The sequence below is a fragment of the Pseudoleptotrichia goodfellowii genome (assembly GCF_007990505.1).
GTDB lineage: Bacteria > Fusobacteriota > Fusobacteriia > Fusobacteriales > Leptotrichiaceae > Pseudoleptotrichia > Pseudoleptotrichia goodfellowii.
Window position 1 is genome coordinate 778900 of record NZ_AP019822.1, and the last position, 16063, is coordinate 794962.

Below are 16063 nucleotides of genomic sequence, written 5' to 3' on the forward strand. Positions count from 1 at the left end.
TCAAAGCCCGTAAAATAAGATTTATTTATATATGAAGGTGAGAATATTGAATATAACACTGTACAGAAAATACAGACCGCAAAATTTTGATGAGATTGCGGGACAGGAATTTGTAACGAGAGCTATAAAAAATTCATTGAGAGAAGATAAACTTTCTCATGCCTATTTATTTACAGGGCCTAGAGGAGTAGGGAAAACTACTATTGCCAGACTGATTGCCAAAGGAGTAAACTGTCTGAATAACGGTATTACTGATAATCCTTGCGGCGTGTGCGACAACTGTCGCGAAATTGCTCAGGGGATCTCAATGGATATGATTGAAATTGATGCCGCATCAAACAGAGGTATTGATGAAATAAGAGAGCTTAAAGAGAAAATAAATTATCAGCCTGTAAAAGGCAGAAGAAAAATATATATAATAGACGAAGTACATATGCTTACCAAAGAAGCTTTTAATGCCCTTCTGAAAACTTTGGAAGAGCCGCCTGCACATGTAATATTTATATTGGCGACAACGGAAATAGATAAAATACCGGATACGGTAATTTCCCGTTGTCAGAGATATGATTTTTTGCCCATTGACGAAAAAGATATTACGAAATTATTAAAAGAAGTGGCAGAAAAGGAAAATATAACGATAGATGATGAAAGTCTGGATTTGATTTACAGAAAATCCGAAGGAAGTGCAAGGGATAGTTTTTCTATATTTGAGCAGGTTATTTCCAATTTTAACGGAGAAGATATTGATATTTCCAAGACGCAGAAAGCGTTGGGAGTAGTTCCCGATATTGTATTAAACCAGTTTTTGGAGCTTATTCAAAAAGGAAATAAAGAAGAATTACTTGATTTTATGGACAAAATATGGGAAGAAGGTCTTGTTATAGAAACTTTTTTGAAGGATTTTGCTTATTATCTGAAAGAGCAGTTTAAGAAAGACAGAGGATTGTCGATAGATTTTATACTGAATACTGTAAGTTCCATATTTTTTATACTGAATGAATTTAAATATGAAGAAGATAAAAGGCTTTTGGGATATGTTCTTGTACATGAGTTTTATAAAGATAAAGTAAAGAAAACGGTTTATACAGAACAACCTGTGCAAAAATCGGAGTCGATTTCTTCAATTAATCCTGTAATGTCTGATAAAAGCGAAAAAATTTCAGAGAAAAAGTCTGAAAATGTTATTACAGAACAGCAGAATCATGATATTTCATTGTTTGAAAGTAAATGGAAAGAGATAAAAAAGGGGATAAAAAAGGAAAGCGTCATGATAGAAGCATTAATGGCAGACACATATCCTGAAAAACTTGAAGGAAATACTTTGACAATAAGATTTCCCGAGGGTCATAAGTTCCACAGCAGCAGAATTATGGAAACGGAGAATAAGTTAAAAATCGAAAAAATTATAAATAAACTTTGTAATTCGTACATCCTTATAAATACGACTTTCGGAGGAAATGACGGAAACAGTTCCGAAGACGAATTTGTAAATAAAGTAATAGATTTTTTCGAAGGAACAATAATTGATAGTAAATAGTCATATTTAGAAAATTAATATAAAAACGGGAGGCAGAAATGAAAGTAAAAGTAATATTAAAAGAAAATATAAAAGGTGTAGGGAAAAAAGACGAGATAGTGGAAGTGAAAGACGGATATGCAAATAACTTTTTATTTGCTCAAAATAAGGGAATACCTGCAACACCTGAAAATATAAATAAATTGAAAAGTAAAAATGAAAAGATAAAAAAGACTCACGATAATGATGTGAAAAAAGCCAATGAATTAAAAGAACTGTTAAGTTCAAAAGAAATACTGTTAAAAGTAAAAGCGGGAAATAACGGAAAAGTATTCGGTTCGGTAGGAGGAAAAGAAATAGCCGATGCCATAAAAGAGCAGTTAAATCTTGAAGTGGATAAAAAGAAAGTGTCTACAGATGCTAGAATGAAAGAATTGGGAGAACACTTTATAGAAATAAAATTACATCCTGAAGTAAAAGCCGTTATAAAAGTAAAATTGGAAGGACAGGAATAAAAAATCATGGCATTATTTGATGAAAGTAAAAGTGAAAATGATTTAAAAATACCTTACAGTATTGAGGCTGAAGAGGCATTGTTAGGTTCGATTTTTATAAAGCCGGACGTTATCGGAGATATTGTGGAAATTATAACGCCGAATGATTTTTATAAAAACAATTATCGGATAATATTCGGTGAAATGCTGAATGTTTACAATACAGGAAAAATCGTAGATGCTCTTGTAATCAAGGATTCTCTTGAATATCAGAATTTGCTTGACGAAATAGGCGGAGAAGATATACTTTACGGATTGACTGATGTAGTGCCTACCGCTGCAAATGCTGTAACTTATGCTCAAATTATTAAAGAACGTTCGGTTCAGCGACAACTGATAGAAACAGGAGAAAGAATCACGAGAATGGCTTATCGGGGCTATGATGATGTGGAAAAAATGCTCGATAAAGCTGAAAGTATGATATTTAAAATCGCCGAGTCAAAACAGAAAAAAGATGTAGTTTCTTTAAAGGAACTGGCAGGATTGAAAATTTCCAGTTTGGATGAAATGTCTAAATATAAAGGCGGATTGAGAGGATTAAGTTCGGGATTTACCGATTATGATTCTCTTACAAGCGGATTTCACGGCTCAGATCTGATAATACTCGCAGCCAGACCTGCTATGGGGAAAACGGCTTTTGCCCTGAATTTGGCATTGAATGTGGCAAAAAGAGGGAAACACGTATTGATATTCAGTCTGGAAATGGGAAATGAGCAGCTTTTTGAAAGACTTCTTTCCATAGACTCAAAAATAAAGTTAAAGTCTATAAAAGACGGAACTTTAGCCGATGATGACTATACTCTTTTGGGAAACAGCATGGGTAGACTGTCGGAGTTGCCTTTATATATTTCGGATTCGTCAAGTGTGAATATACTTGAGATAAAGGCAGTAGCAAGAAGATTGAAAGCCGAAGGAAAACTTGATTTTCTGTTGATTGACTATTTGCAGTTAATAACCCCTTCAGAAGGCTCTAAAAAGAGCAGAGAACAGGAAATCTCGGAAATTTCCAGATCACTTAAAATTATTGCCAAAGAACTGGATATACCTGTTATAACATTATCACAATTATCGAGGGGTGTAGAGTCGAGAAATGATAAAAGACCTATACTTTCAGACTTAAGAGAATCGGGAGCCATAGAACAGGATGCCGATATGGTAATGTTCCTGTATAGAGAGGCTTATTATGCGTCAAAAGTCGGAATGCAGCCGAACGGTCAAAATCCTAATGAGTCGAATATGCCTCAGCAGTATACAAGCCAACCGACAGTAAGTTCTACACCTGAACTGGAAGAAGTAGAAGTAATAATAGGAAAACACAGAAGCGGACCTACAGGTACGATAAGATTGGGATTCAGACCGAGTTATCAGCAATTTGTAAATATAATAAGCGATGCCCGTGTAAATCAGTATCCTGAATAAAATTTTAAATCTGTATACAAAAAATTGTATAAATAATTAATTAATATAAACTCAAGGAGGGAAAATGCAGCAAAAAAGAAAAGTTGAGTTACTTGCACCTGCGGGTAATATGGAAAAACTCAAAACAGCTTTTCATTTCGGAGCAGATGCCTGCTTTGTCGGCGGCAGTGCTTTTAATTTAAGAGGAATGTCCTCGAATTTTAAAAATAGCGAATTAAGACAAGCTATAGATTATGTTCACAGTTTAGGAAAAAAAATATTCGTAACATTGAATATATTTGCACATAACTCGGAAATAGAATATATGCCGAGATTTATAAAGTTACTTGATGAATATGGAGCCGATGCGGTAATAGTAGCTGATTTGGGAGTGTTTCAGCTTGTAAGAGAACACGCTCCGAATTTACCTATTCACGTGAGTACACAGGCGAATAATGTCAACTGGATGAGTGTAAAAACATGGAGAGATATGGGGGCTAAAAGAGTAATTTTGGCAAGGGAAATGTCTTTAAAGGAAATAAAGACTATTAAAGAGAAAGTTCCTGATGTGGAAATAGAAGTCTTTATACACGGTGCAATGTGTATGGCTATTTCGGGAAGATGTCTTTTAAGTAATTATTTTACTTCACGTGATGCCAACAGAGGTATATGTGCACAGGATTGCAGATGGAATTATAAAGTAATCGCAGAAGGGCATGAGGAAACAGGAGCTCACGATATTATCGAAGAGCACGGAAGTACGTTTATCTTTAATGCGAAAGACTTATGTACTATAGAATTTATAGATAAAGTCCTTGAAACTGGAGTAGATTCCTTAAAAATAGAAGGAAGAATGAAAAGTATCTATTACAATTCCACAGTAGTAAAACAATACAGACAGGCTCTCGACTCATATTATTCGGGGAATTACAAATATGATCCGAAATGGTTGTACGAGCTTCAAACTATAAGTCACAGACTTTATTCCAAAGGATTTTATCTCGGAGTAACTACTGAAGAGGATCAGAACTATAATACAGGTTCGTCTTACAGTCAGACTTATCAGCTTGTAGCCAAAGTAGCTGAAAAACTGGATGATAACAAATATGTGTGGCAAATAAGAAACCGTGTTTTTGCAAGTAATGAACTGGAATTGGTGAGACCTCATCAGGATCCTGTGAAGTTTAAAATAAAGAATTTTTTGAATACAAAAAATAATGAATACATAGATGTTGCTCATCCGAATACTGTAGCAATAATAGAAACTGATGTAGAAATGGAGCCGATGGATCTGATAAGGGTAAAACTTCCCGAAGGAAAGTCGGACAGTGACATGGAAATGGGAGAAAATACCCTTTAAAGTGAATTTTATAAAGAATTTAAGTTTTTTCAAAGTTAATCTAAAAATAAATCAAAGCCTCATAACATATACTCTAAGTTGAAGAGGTAAATACACGATTTTTAAATAGTAGAGTGTTAGACTCTACTATTTTTTCATAAAGTGTAGTATAATAAAAAAAATATAAAATAAGTTGGTGATATGATGAGAGAGAAAATATTAGTAATTGAAGATGATCCTAAGATTTCAAGATTATTGGAAATCGAATTAAAATTTGAAGGATTTGACGTATTTTTCGCTTATGACGGAAAAGAAGGTCTTAACATGGCAAAATACGGTTCATATGATTTGATTTTGCTTGATGTAATGCTGCCTAAAATGAGCGGAATGGAAGTTTGTAAAAGAATAAGAGAAGGTTCTCAGGTACCTATTATTATGCTTACTGCTAAAGATGAGATAAGTGATAAAATAGTTGGATTTGACTACGGTGCAGATGATTATATGACAAAACCGTTCTCAAATGAAGAACTTCTTGCGAGAATAAAAGCACTTTTGAGAAGAACGAAAAAAACAGTAGATCATAAAGGAATATTTGAATTTGAAGATTTAAAAATTAATTATTCTACATACGAAGTATTCAGAGGAGAAACTTTGATATCTCTTTCCAAAAGAGAATTTGAATTATTGGATTTCCTTGTGTTAAATAAAGGAATAGTTTTATCGAGAGATAAAATACTGGAAGAAGTTTGGGGATTTGACTATATAGGAAATGACAACATCCTGGACTTGTATATCAAGTACTTGAGAGATAAGGTAGATAAACCTTATGAAAGAAAATTTATCCAAACTGTAAGAGGAATAGGATTCATTTTTAAATAAGGAGATAACCTATGAAAAAAGTAAAATTAGAAGATCGTATTTCAATAAGTTACGTTCTTCTATTTTTAGCATTAATACTGATTTCCAATTTTGTGCTGGTTTATATCTTGAAAAAAGAGAATACAAAATCGATTCAAATGGCGGCTACAGCTAAAGAGGAAGAACTTAATGAATATCTGGATAAGTGGGAGATTTATTCGAGATCAGATCAGTTCCAGTGGGAATCTCCTGCAGGACAACTTCAGGGAGAAAGAATTGTATATCTCAGAAAACCTTTTAATCCCGGAGATAACGAATATCTCTATTTGATGCAGGTAAGCTCTGAAGATTCAAGGCAGATTCTTATAAACAGTATAACTCCTGTAGAAATACTGGAAACAGGTATTGACAGAGAAAATATGGTAACCAAAGGAAAAGAAATTATAGATGTTGTTGAGAAAAATAATATCAAGGATAATAGCATTAAAGGAAAAGATATTAAACTCGAAGATAAAACCTCGGAAAATGAGAAGACTAACGATATTTATCATGTGTTTAAAGTCAGCAGAACAATAAAATCAAGAGCAAGAGATTATAAAGTCGAGATTTATGTGCTGAAAAACATAAGTCAGGAAACGAAAATATACAGTCGTCTTCAATGGCTGATAGTACTGTTTTCATTAATCGGAGTAATCGTAACTGTGCTTGTATCGAGCTTTTTAAGTAAAAGAATCTTAAGACCGGTAAACAGTATAATAAAAACTGCAAAAACGATTAATACCGATGATTTGAGTAAAAGAATAGACGTTCCGAAAACCGAAGATGAACTTCAGAATCTGACACTGATAATAAATGAAATGCTTGACAGACTTGAGTTTTCCTTTGATAATCAGTCAAAATTCGTGTCGGATGCTTCTCATGAGTTGAGAACACCTTTGGCAATAATAAAAGGATATGCCGAGATTATAAAGAAAAGAAGGCTTACTGATGAAGAGATCTTTGAAGAGTCGATAGACTCTATAATTAATGAAGCGGAAAATATGAAAAGTCTGGTTCAGAAACTTCTTTTCCTTGCAAAAGGTGAAATTACAAAAATAAATACGAATTTCAGTGAAATAGACGCAGGAGAACTGGTTCATCAGATATATACAGATACTGTAGTTTCAGTAAAAGATCATGTATTCAATCTTGAAAAATCCGAAGAATACAAAATTAAAGCCGATACGACATTGTTACAGCAGGCAATAAGAGCATTAATAGAAAATGCGACAAAATATTCGGATAAAAATACTAATATATATCTTATTTCCCAAAAAGAGGGAGATTTCGGAAGGATAACCGTAAAAGATGAAGGCGTGGGAATGACTCCCGAAGACTCCAAAAGAGTATTTGAAAGATTTTACCGTGTGGATGTGTCGAGAACTAAAGCTACAGGAGGTACGGGACTCGGTCTTGCTATTGTAAAAAGAATAGTGGAAATACATAACGGTAAAATAGAAGTAAATTCGGAACTCGGTAAAGGAACGGAAATATCGATTATATTACCTTTAGTAAAGGAAAAAACCGAAGAAAAACCGAAAAGCGGTAAATCAATATTAAAAATAGGAAATAATAAAAATAAATAAAAATGTAAAAAAATATCGGGAGGAAAAATGGCAAGAAAATATTTCGGAACTGACGGAATGCGTGGAGAAGCAAATAAAGATTTAACAATTGAGCTTGTTACAAATTTAGGACTGGCATTGGGATATTATTTGAAAAAAAATAAAGAAGGTACTGTAAAGCCTAAGATTATTCTCGGTACAGACACAAGAATATCGGGATATATGATAAGATCAGCATTGTCTGCGGGACTTACTTCTATGGGAGTTCATATAGATTTTGTAGGAGTTTTGCCTACTCCGGGAGTTTCTTATTTGACAAGAAAATTAAATGCCGATGCCGGAATAATGATATCTGCATCACATAATCCTGTAAAAGATAACGGAATAAAAATTTTCAGCCAAAACGGATATAAATTACCTGACAGTGTAGAAGAAGAATTGGAAACACTTATGGAAAATACTGACGAGCTTTTGAAGCATCAGGTTTCAGGTGATGATTTGGGAAGATTCAAATATGTTGAAGACGATATGAGAATATATTTGGACTTTTTGAGTTCAACAGTGAAAAAAAGTTTTAAAGGTACAAAAATTGTCATTGATGCGGCAAACGGTGCTGCTTACAGAGTTGCATCGAAAATCTTCCAAAGACTTGGTGCCGATATAATAGTTATAAATAACATACCTAACGGTAAAAATATAAATGTAGACTGCGGTTCTACTCATCCTGAATTGTTGCAGGAGATAGTACAGGTTTATAAAGCCGATTTGGGACTCGCTTATGACGGAGATGCCGATAGACTCATAGCTGTAGACCATACAGGAAAAATAATAGACGGAGACCTTATAATCGGAATAATTGCCAAAAACTTTAAAAGTAAAGGGCTTTTAAATAACAATAAAGTGGTAACTACGGTTTTGAGTAATATGGGATTTGAGAAATATCTGGAAGAAAACGGAATAGGCTTGATAAGAGCCAACGTAGGAGACAGATATGTTCTTGAAAAAATGAAAGAATTCGGATTAAATCTTGGAGGAGAACAGTCAGGGCACATTTTAATGCTTGATTACAATACTACAGGAGATGGAGTGCTATCGTCTATTCAGCTTGTTTCGGCAATGATAGAAAGCGGAAAAACATTGAGTGAACTCGTAAAAGATATAAAATTATGGCCTCAGGATATGAAAAATATTACAGTTTCCAAAGAGAAAAAAGCCGATTGGAAAAATAATAAGGCATTGACAGAGTTTATTAAAGAAAAAGAACAGGAAATAAACGGAAAAGGTCGTATACTTGTCAGAGCATCGGGAACAGAACCTTTAATAAGAGTTATGGTTGAAGCGGAAACTGAAGAAATAGTCGATAAATATGTAAATGAATTGGTAAATAAAGTTAAAGAAGAATTATTATAATTAAAAAGATAAAACAGGAGGGATGTATGCTTAATGAAATTTACGAATTTTTTCTTAAAGTGTCTGAAATGGGAAGTATTTCCAAAGCTGCGGATAAATTATATATTTCCCAACCTGCTTTATCTCAGCAATTAAAAAATCTTGAAAAAGAACTTGATGCTTCTTTATTTATAAGAAGTAATAAGGGAATAGAATTAACCGGAGAAGGGAAAATCGTTTACAAATACTTTTCCATGTCGGAAAAACTTTTGCAGGAGATGAAAAAAGAAATAAGGGATAAGAAAAATAATGTAAAAAAGATAAGGATTTCTGCGGTCCCTACAATGTGTAATTATTCGCTGCCTTGTATGATTTATCATTTGAAGCAGCACTATCCTAATACATCGGTAGAGCTTTACAGCAGAAGTGACAGCTTTAAAATCGAAGAGGAGCTGGTAAGCGAAAGATGTGATATAGGCTTTGTTGCCGAAGACATTAAAAATGATCTTGTTCTTACAAGTAAAAAAATATTTGAAGAAGAAATTTTGCTTGTCGCTTCAAATATATCTATCAATTATCCCGATTTTATAACTGAAAGGGAATTAAGCCGATATGACTTGATAAATATGGCTACTGAAAACGAAATTACAAGAACAGTTTCCAGATATATAAATGATTTTGAAAGTTATAAAATTACATATAATCTTGAAAGCATAGATGCAATAAAGTCTTGTGTGGTAAACGGCTATGGATTGGCTTTTTTGCCTTATTCTACAATAAAAAAGGAACTTTATAATAAAGAAATGAAAATTATTAATATTGATAATTTGTCAATCGTTCAAAATATCAGTTTGGTAAAAAGAGTTTCGGAAACTGACGGATTGAAAAAAATTATTTCCTATATAGAAAAGCATGTTTCCAAATTTATTTAGAAACAGTAATTTCCCACACACCTTTAAGAACTTCTTCGGATTTATATTCAAGGTTATTTAAAGAACAGTAATATTCAATATTTTGGACTGCCAGATTGTGATCGGTTACGAGAAGAATTTTTTTTCCGCTCATGATCAGAGGATATTTTTCTCTCAGCATTATTACTGGCAAGGGACAATTATAACCCATACAGTTTATTTTAATCATAAAAATTTCCTTTCATAAATAGAAGACTATTCGATAATCTGTTAATAAAGTTATTATACAACAGAATATTCAAATAGTCTATATAAATACACAGAATATCTCCTGATAATACAGGAGATATTTTTAAATACTTAATAACGAAATCTGTTATTCCGATTCGCTGATATATTTTTCTGCATAATAAGCAGCAACAGCACCGTCACCGACAGCAGTAGTGACTTGTCTTAAAGGCTTATCCCGAACATCTCCTGCACAAAATACACCATTTATATTTGTTTCCATTTTTTCATTTGTTATTATATATCCGCCCGAATTCATATTTACAGAGTTTTTAAAAATTTCCGTATCGGGATTATATCCGATAAAAAGAAAACATGTATCTATATTAAAAGGTATCAATTCTTCGGTTTTCGTATTTTTCAATATAACTTTTTCCAATAATTCGCCCTCGCTCTCAAAAGAATGTACACATGTATTCCATATAAATTCCATTTTTCTATTGTTGAGAGCCTGTTCTCTTGCGGCTTTATGACATTTCAGATTTCCTGTATCACGAGTTACCGAAACGATGACCTTTTTAGCAAATTTAGTTAAAAAAATTCCTTCTTCAATAGCCGAATCACCATTTCCGACAACCATGACAGTTTTATCAATATTTGCAGCTGCATCACATGTAGCACAAAAAGAAATCCCTTTTCCGTATAAAAATTTCTCTTCATTGAGTGAATTTGTCAGTTTGGGGTTTCCGCCTGTCGCGATTATTACAGCTTTAGCTTCATATATATTTCTGAAAGTTTCAATAACTTTTTTCTCGTTACTTAAACTGACAGATTTTACAGGAACTTGTTTAAATTTAACTCCGAATTTTTTAGCCTGTTTATGAAATAGATTCATTAAATCAAGTCCTGTAATTCCTTCGGGAAAACCGGGATAATTTTCTATCTCGTTTGTATATGTTGCCAAACCTCCGATTAGAGATTTTTCGAGAATAAGAGTATTCAGTTTGGACCGTCCGCAGTAAATTCCGGCAGTAAGTCCGGCACTTCCTCCGCCTATAATTATAACATCGTAAAATTCTTTTATTTTTTCCATTTTTCACATTCCAATATATGATTTAAAAAAATTACCCTCCCCCGCATTTTCGTAGTCGACGTAGTCGCGAAGAACGCGGGTAGCGGGAGTATGAGGGCGGCAATGAGCCCTCATGTATTTTATTCATTTATTATATAAGTTACCAGTATCTTACTTCCGATAATAGCTCCTATTAAAAGTGAAGCTGCGAAGAACCATCCTGTCAACGATAATGCCGATAATGCCGAAAATAGGGCGGCAATGTTACAGCCTGCTGCAAGTCTGGCACCAAATCCCATAAGAAATCCGCCGATAACAGCTCCTATAAGTTGCCTTTTTCCTTTAATCTTCTTAATCTTAAATTCTGAAGCATAAAGAGTAGCCAAAGTTGCACCGACTATAATTCCGATATTTCTTATTGAGCCTCCGCTTCTTAAAATAGGTGTCATTATTGCTCTTTTTAAACCGGGATGAGCTATAAAATAACTCCATCGGGTAGTATTTATTCCTATTAATTGAAATATTTTTGCTCCCCATACAGTAATGGGACCTGTAACGCCCCAAGCTTCTTTAAAAATCATTAAGTGTGCAGTAGCTGTAATACCTAATAATGCAGCACCTGCACTGTATGAAAGGGGAGTTTTCATTATTCTTTTATAAATTTCGTTTTGACTGAGTTTATTAAAAAAAGTCATTTGCAAATTCTCCTTTTATAATTAGGCTTTACAAGATCCGCCTGATTTTTTGTTTGCTTTTCCGTAATCGTTTTTAGCATCAGGTTTTTTCATATTATTCGGTGCTCCTTTTTGTACAGGAAACTTAGAATCCATTTGCCAGGCATTCCATCCTCCGTCATAAATATAGCTGTTTTTCCATCCTGCCATTTGAGTCATAAACCAAGGTACTGTAGCACGCCAACCTGTTCCGCAGTAAAATGCAAGTTTATCATTTTGATGAATATTTTGAGTTGCCCATAATTCAAATATTTCTTTAGGATTACGTAAAGTTCCGTCAGGATCATAGTAATCTGCAACGTTTGAAGAATCTGTCCCTGCAAATCCCCAAATTGCACCTTGAGGTTCACCTTTTCCCGGGATGTAATCATAACCGCTGACTTTTCCTGTATATTCATCCCATGAACGGTTACTTATGAGTTTCAATCCTTCTTTTTGCTGCATTTCCATAGCCTGTTCAGGAGTAGTTATTGTAACACTTGTATCTGCAGGAATTTGAGTTCCGAAGTTTGTTTCAGGTTTCGGAGTATTAACTTTAGTTTCAGTAGGAAGACCTGCATCCATCCATGTAACAAGATTACCGTCAAGTACTCTTATATCCTGTACTCCTGCCCATTTCAAAGCCCAAAATACACGGTAAGCGGCAAGCTGATTTTCTGCCGAATAAAGTATGACAGTTTTATCTTTTGTAATTCCGTTTTTCAATAAATTCTGTTCGATAACTTTAGGGTCACTTAAATTCCATACCGGACCGTTTTCTATCCAGTCTGTGTCAAAGTGATAAGCACCTGTAATGTGTTGAACATATCCTTTACTTTTTTCTAAAGGACCCCATGAAACTTCAAATAACATAAATTTATCGTTATTATAAGTTTCAGGTTTTCCTCCTTGAAGAAGAGTATTCAACCATTGAGGTGAAACACTGAGTTCAAAGTTCGGGAAAGATTCCATGGGATTGTTTTTATTATTTGCATAATTTATAAAGTCGGTATATGTTCTTACTTTATAACCTCTTGATGCAAATTCTGCACTCACACAGTTAAGATTATCCAAATTTGTATCATAAAATACAAGAGTTTTCTTTTTAGTAATTCCTTTGCCTGCGGCAAAACTTTCAAATTTATCATCCTGTATATAATTCATCCATGAACAGCTGAATTGAATTGCATTTTTAATATGTCCGCCTCTTTCAGCTTTTCCGTCTTTAAATCCGTTATATAAGCTGTCTTCACGCGTATCTATAATAACGTATTCAGGATTATCAAGGTTTTTAATAAGTTCCTCTGTTTTAATTTCTTTGACGGAATTATTGTTACAAGCGGTAAAAATCCCTAAAATAATAATTAATATAAGTAAAATTGATTTTGATTTTGTTTTCATCAGATATTTCTCCTTGTTTTTAATATAATGTTTGACAGTTTTGCTATTTCATAAAAGTTTCCCGTGTTATTCGAGTCTGCATAGTTACAAAATCGGGATTAACGGGAATATGAAAGTATTATTTAATATTGTTATTCGTTCATAATGTAGCCTACCAATATTTTGCTTCCGATAATAGCTCCTATTAAAAGTGAAGCTGCAAAGAACCATCCTGTCAATGATAATGCCGATAATGCCGAAAATAAAGCGGCAATATTACAGCCTGCTGCAAGTCTGGCACCGAATCCCATAAGAAATCCTCCGATAACAGCTCCTATAAGTTGCCTTTTTCCTTTAATCTTTTTAATCTTAAATTCTGAAGCATAAAGAGTAGCCAAAGTTGCACCGACTATAATTCCGATATTTCTTAATGATCCTCCGTCTTTCAGGATAGGAGTAGCAATAGATTTTCCCAATCCTTTGTGAGCAATAAAGTACGCTCATTTTGCAGTGTCAATACCTGCAAGGTTAAATAATTTTGCTCCCCAGACAGTAATAGAGCCTGTAACTCCCCATGCTTTTTTAAATATTACAAGATAAGCTGTTACGGCAATACCGAGGAGCATAGCTCCTGCACCGTAAGAAAGAGGTGTTTTCATTATTCTTTTATAAGTTTCGTTTTGACTGAGTTTATTAAAAAATTCCATTTGTTTGCCTCCGATTATTTACTTTTTTCTACGATGATATTCCATTCTCCTTCGGAGACTTCTTCAACTTCGCAGTTATATCCCACTTCCTGAGCCCATTCCGGAATGTTTTTTATAGCACAGGAATGATCTACGTTTATTATAAGTACATCTCCTGTTTCCATAGTTTCAAATTTTTTTTGAGTTTTTATTAAAGGGATAGGACAAGCTTCTCCTAAACAGTCTAAAGTATATTCTTTCATTTTTTTACCTCCAAATTTTTAGTTTTTTAAATTTATTTTATTTATCTGAACCTATTTTTTTCTTTTGCCACTTGAGGGCAATAATATAGAGAATCAATATAATAGAAAATTGGAAAACCAGAGCACCAATCCAACCTAAATGCTCAGGTAAATATATTGCAAATTTTTTGTTACTGAAAACAGGTTCCAGAAATCCCATTGCCCATGCTCCTGCAACAGATCCCAACATAAAAAATATAAATGAAACCCATTGTAATTCAAATCCTTCACCGAATCTCATCAGAGTTCCAGAAGCACAACCTCCTGCCATAACCATACCTATTCCGAAGATAATTCCTCCTGCAATAGTTAATAAAGATAAAGGTTCGACAGAATCCACTCCGATAAATTTTCCTCCGGAAAGAACGGATCCGAAACTGATAGCTGTAAATCCTATTGTTCCTATAGAAATGGCGAGTAAAACACCTCTTGTAAGGGAAGTGCTGCCTGTTAAAATCGGATCCCGAAACGCTGCTGTAAAGCAAAATCTTGAACGCTGCAAAATGATTCCGAAAGCAAGACCGAAAATCCAGAATGTTACTAATTTCACATCTTTCAAATAAAAACCGAATACTACTACTAATGCAGTTAAAGCCAATGCAAAAGGAATTTGTGATTTGAAAGGTTTCCTTTGTGTTCGTGTTTTTATTTTTGTTTCTGTGTTCATATGTATCCTCCTTAAACTAAAATAAAAATGTTTTCAATACAAAGTATACCTCTAAAAAAAAATATAAATGAAGAATAAAAAAAGAATACAATATTCAAAATTTGAATAACGAAAAAAGAAATTAAACTCTTAATACAGTAAAATAAACTAAAAGCAAAAATTTTTCAGTCAAAAACAAAAAATTACTCATATATTGACTTTTATTATAAAAAAACGTAAGATTATAGAAAATTTTCACATACAACTTTAGGAGGTAATTAATGAAAGATTATTACAAATGGGCGAAGGAATTTGCTGATAAAAACATAGCACCTTATGCTGAAGAGATTGACAGAACAGGTAAATTTCCTGAAGAAATTTTTAAAAAGATTTCTCAAGAGGGATTCTTTAAGATTGTAATACCGGAAGAGTTAGGAGGAGAAGGACAGGGGATATATGCTCACGCAAAAGTTACTCAAGCATTCGCTGAAGCTTGTGCAACGGCAGGGCTTTGTTATACAATGCACAATGTTGCGTTGAAGTTTACTCTTACTTTCGGACGTGAAGAAATAAAACAACAGGTAGTAAAAGATATAATTGAAAATAATAAATTTATGACTTTGGCAAGAAGTGAATTCGGTACAGGAGTTCACGTGTTCAATTCTCAGCTGGAAGTAGAAAATCATGATGATTACAGCGTTATAACAGGAGCAAAAAGTATGATTACTTCTGCTAATTATGCTTCTTATTACTTGATTTCAGTTCCTGCTGACGAAAAAAGAGGACCTGTAAATTGGTTGATACCTTACGGTGCTGAAGGACTTTCGTTTAAAGAAAGCGACTGGAACGGATTAGGAATGAGAGGAAATAACTCTTGTCCTATGTTCATGGAAAAAATGAAACTTGACAATAAATATGCTATTTATATAGATAGACAAAAAGCAAATCAAAAATACCCTGTAAATATAGATGTTATATTCTTTATGGCGGGACTTGCTTCAGTATATGCAGGATTAAGTAAAACTATATATGAAGCTGCCAAAGAACATGCTTTAAACAGAAAATATCCGGGAGATAAATCATTGGCGGATATTGAAACTGTACAATTACATTTAGGTCAACTTTACAGCAATGCTTTTGCAGGTGAAAGTATGATAGATGCCGCTACAAGAGCAATAGAAAATGAAGAAAAAGACGGATTTGAAAAAATTATGTCTGCCAGAGTAGTGTCATCATTAAATTGTGTGGATTCTGCAACATTAGGAATGAGAATAGGTGGAGGACAGGCTTATAATAATAAAGGACCTCTTGCAAGACTTTTACGTGACGCTTTTGCTGCTCCTGTTATGTTCCCGAGTGTAGACGTTTTACGTAACTGGATTGCTAAAGTAATTACAGGAAAAAGTTTGGTGTAGTAATAATTAATATTTGAAAAATTATTAAAACTTAAAAAGGGGGGCTTCAAGC

At 33.6% G+C, this 16063-nt stretch carries 17 protein-coding genes; 9 read left to right on the forward strand and 8 right to left on the reverse strand.

Translation table 11 applies throughout. From position 1 onward, the window contains the following. Positions 1-37: 37 nt before the first annotated feature. The 8 genes from dnaX (at position 38) to FVE72_RS03955 (ending at position 9590) form a co-directional block, all read left to right on the forward strand. Entirely contained in the window at positions 38-1537 is a 1500-nt protein-coding gene (dnaX, locus tag FVE72_RS03920) for a DNA polymerase III subunit gamma/tau (RefSeq protein WP_373920387.1), read from the forward strand. 38 nt (positions 1538-1575) lie between these two features. After that, the gene (gene rplI / locus FVE72_RS03925) at positions 1576-2031 is read left to right on the forward strand and encodes a 50S ribosomal protein L9 (RefSeq protein ID WP_006807522.1); all 456 of its coding nucleotides are present in this window, start codon (positions 1576-1578) and stop codon (positions 2029-2031) included. A gap of 6 nt (positions 2032-2037) precedes the next feature. Continuing rightward, positions 2038-3489 carry a replicative DNA helicase gene (gene dnaB / locus FVE72_RS03930; RefSeq protein WP_026737331.1) on the forward strand — a complete coding sequence of 484 codons (1452 nt, stop codon included), beginning with the start codon at positions 2038-2040 and terminating at the stop codon, positions 3487-3489. 64 nt (positions 3490-3553) lie between these two features. Further along, complete coding sequence (locus FVE72_RS03935) at positions 3554-4828, forward strand: peptidase U32 family protein (RefSeq protein WP_026737332.1); 1275 nt, start codon at positions 3554-3556, stop codon at positions 4826-4828. Positions 4829-5011: 183 nt separating this feature from the next. After that, the gene (locus tag FVE72_RS03940; protein ID WP_006807532.1) at positions 5012-5686 is read left to right on the forward strand and encodes a response regulator transcription factor; all 675 of its coding nucleotides are present in this window, start codon (positions 5012-5014) and stop codon (positions 5684-5686) included. A gap of 11 nt (positions 5687-5697) precedes the next feature. Further along, positions 5698-7290, forward strand: a complete 1593-nt coding sequence (locus FVE72_RS03945; protein WP_006807481.1) for a sensor histidine kinase — start codon at positions 5698-5700, stop codon at positions 7288-7290. 27 nt (positions 7291-7317) lie between these two features. After that, entirely contained in the window at positions 7318-8679 is a 1362-nt protein-coding gene (glmM, locus tag FVE72_RS03950) for a phosphoglucosamine mutase (protein ID WP_026737333.1), read from the forward strand. A gap of 26 nt (positions 8680-8705) precedes the next feature. Next, positions 8706-9590 (forward strand): LysR family transcriptional regulator, encoded by an 885-nt coding sequence (locus FVE72_RS03955; protein ID WP_006807427.1) that lies wholly within the window; start codon positions 8706-8708, stop codon positions 9588-9590. Here the strand turns inward: FVE72_RS03955 and FVE72_RS03960 are convergent. The 8 genes from FVE72_RS03960 to FVE72_RS03990 all read right to left on the reverse strand — a co-directional run bounded on the left by FVE72_RS03960 (position 9583) and on the right by FVE72_RS03990 (position 14617). Then, on the reverse strand, positions 9583-9798 hold the full coding sequence (locus tag FVE72_RS03960; protein ID WP_026737334.1) for a sulfurtransferase TusA family protein: 216 nt from the start codon (positions 9796-9798) through the stop codon (positions 9583-9585). The two genes, FVE72_RS03955 and FVE72_RS03960, sit on opposite strands and share 8 nt — an antisense overlap. Before the next feature lie 147 nt (positions 9799-9945). Beyond that, positions 9946-10890: an NAD(P)/FAD-dependent oxidoreductase gene (locus FVE72_RS03965; RefSeq protein WP_026737335.1), complete on the reverse strand. Its 945-nt coding sequence runs from the start codon at positions 10888-10890 to the stop codon at positions 9946-9948. 119 nt (positions 10891-11009) lie between these two features. Beyond that, positions 11010-11564 (reverse strand): YeeE/YedE thiosulfate transporter family protein, encoded by a 555-nt coding sequence (locus FVE72_RS03970; protein WP_026737336.1) that lies wholly within the window; start codon positions 11562-11564, stop codon positions 11010-11012. A gap of 21 nt (positions 11565-11585) precedes the next feature. Further along, on the reverse strand, positions 11586-12983 hold the full coding sequence (locus FVE72_RS03975) for a rhodanese-like domain-containing protein (protein ID WP_026737337.1): 1398 nt from the start codon (positions 12981-12983) through the stop codon (positions 11586-11588). A gap of 131 nt (positions 12984-13114) precedes the next feature. After that, complete coding sequence (locus FVE72_RS11410; RefSeq protein ID WP_232049474.1) at positions 13115-13438, reverse strand: YeeE/YedE thiosulfate transporter family protein; 324 nt, start codon at positions 13436-13438, stop codon at positions 13115-13117. Positions 13439-13462: 24 nt separating this feature from the next. Next, complete coding sequence (locus FVE72_RS11415) at positions 13463-13669, reverse strand: hypothetical protein (RefSeq protein ID WP_232049475.1); 207 nt, start codon at positions 13667-13669, stop codon at positions 13463-13465. 14 nt (positions 13670-13683) lie between these two features. Next, entirely contained in the window at positions 13684-13911 is a 228-nt protein-coding gene (locus tag FVE72_RS03985; RefSeq protein ID WP_026737338.1) for a sulfurtransferase TusA family protein, read from the reverse strand. A 37-nt stretch (positions 13912-13948) separates the two neighbouring features. Then, on the reverse strand, positions 13949-14617 hold the full coding sequence (locus FVE72_RS03990) for a YeeE/YedE thiosulfate transporter family protein (protein ID WP_026737339.1): 669 nt from the start codon (positions 14615-14617) through the stop codon (positions 13949-13951). A gap of 260 nt (positions 14618-14877) precedes the next feature. On the opposite strand from FVE72_RS03990, the gene FVE72_RS03995 reads away from it, so the two are divergent. After that, positions 14878-16011 (forward strand): acyl-CoA dehydrogenase family protein, encoded by a 1134-nt coding sequence (locus FVE72_RS03995; RefSeq protein WP_026737340.1) that lies wholly within the window; start codon positions 14878-14880, stop codon positions 16009-16011. Positions 16012-16063: the final 52 nt, after the last annotated feature.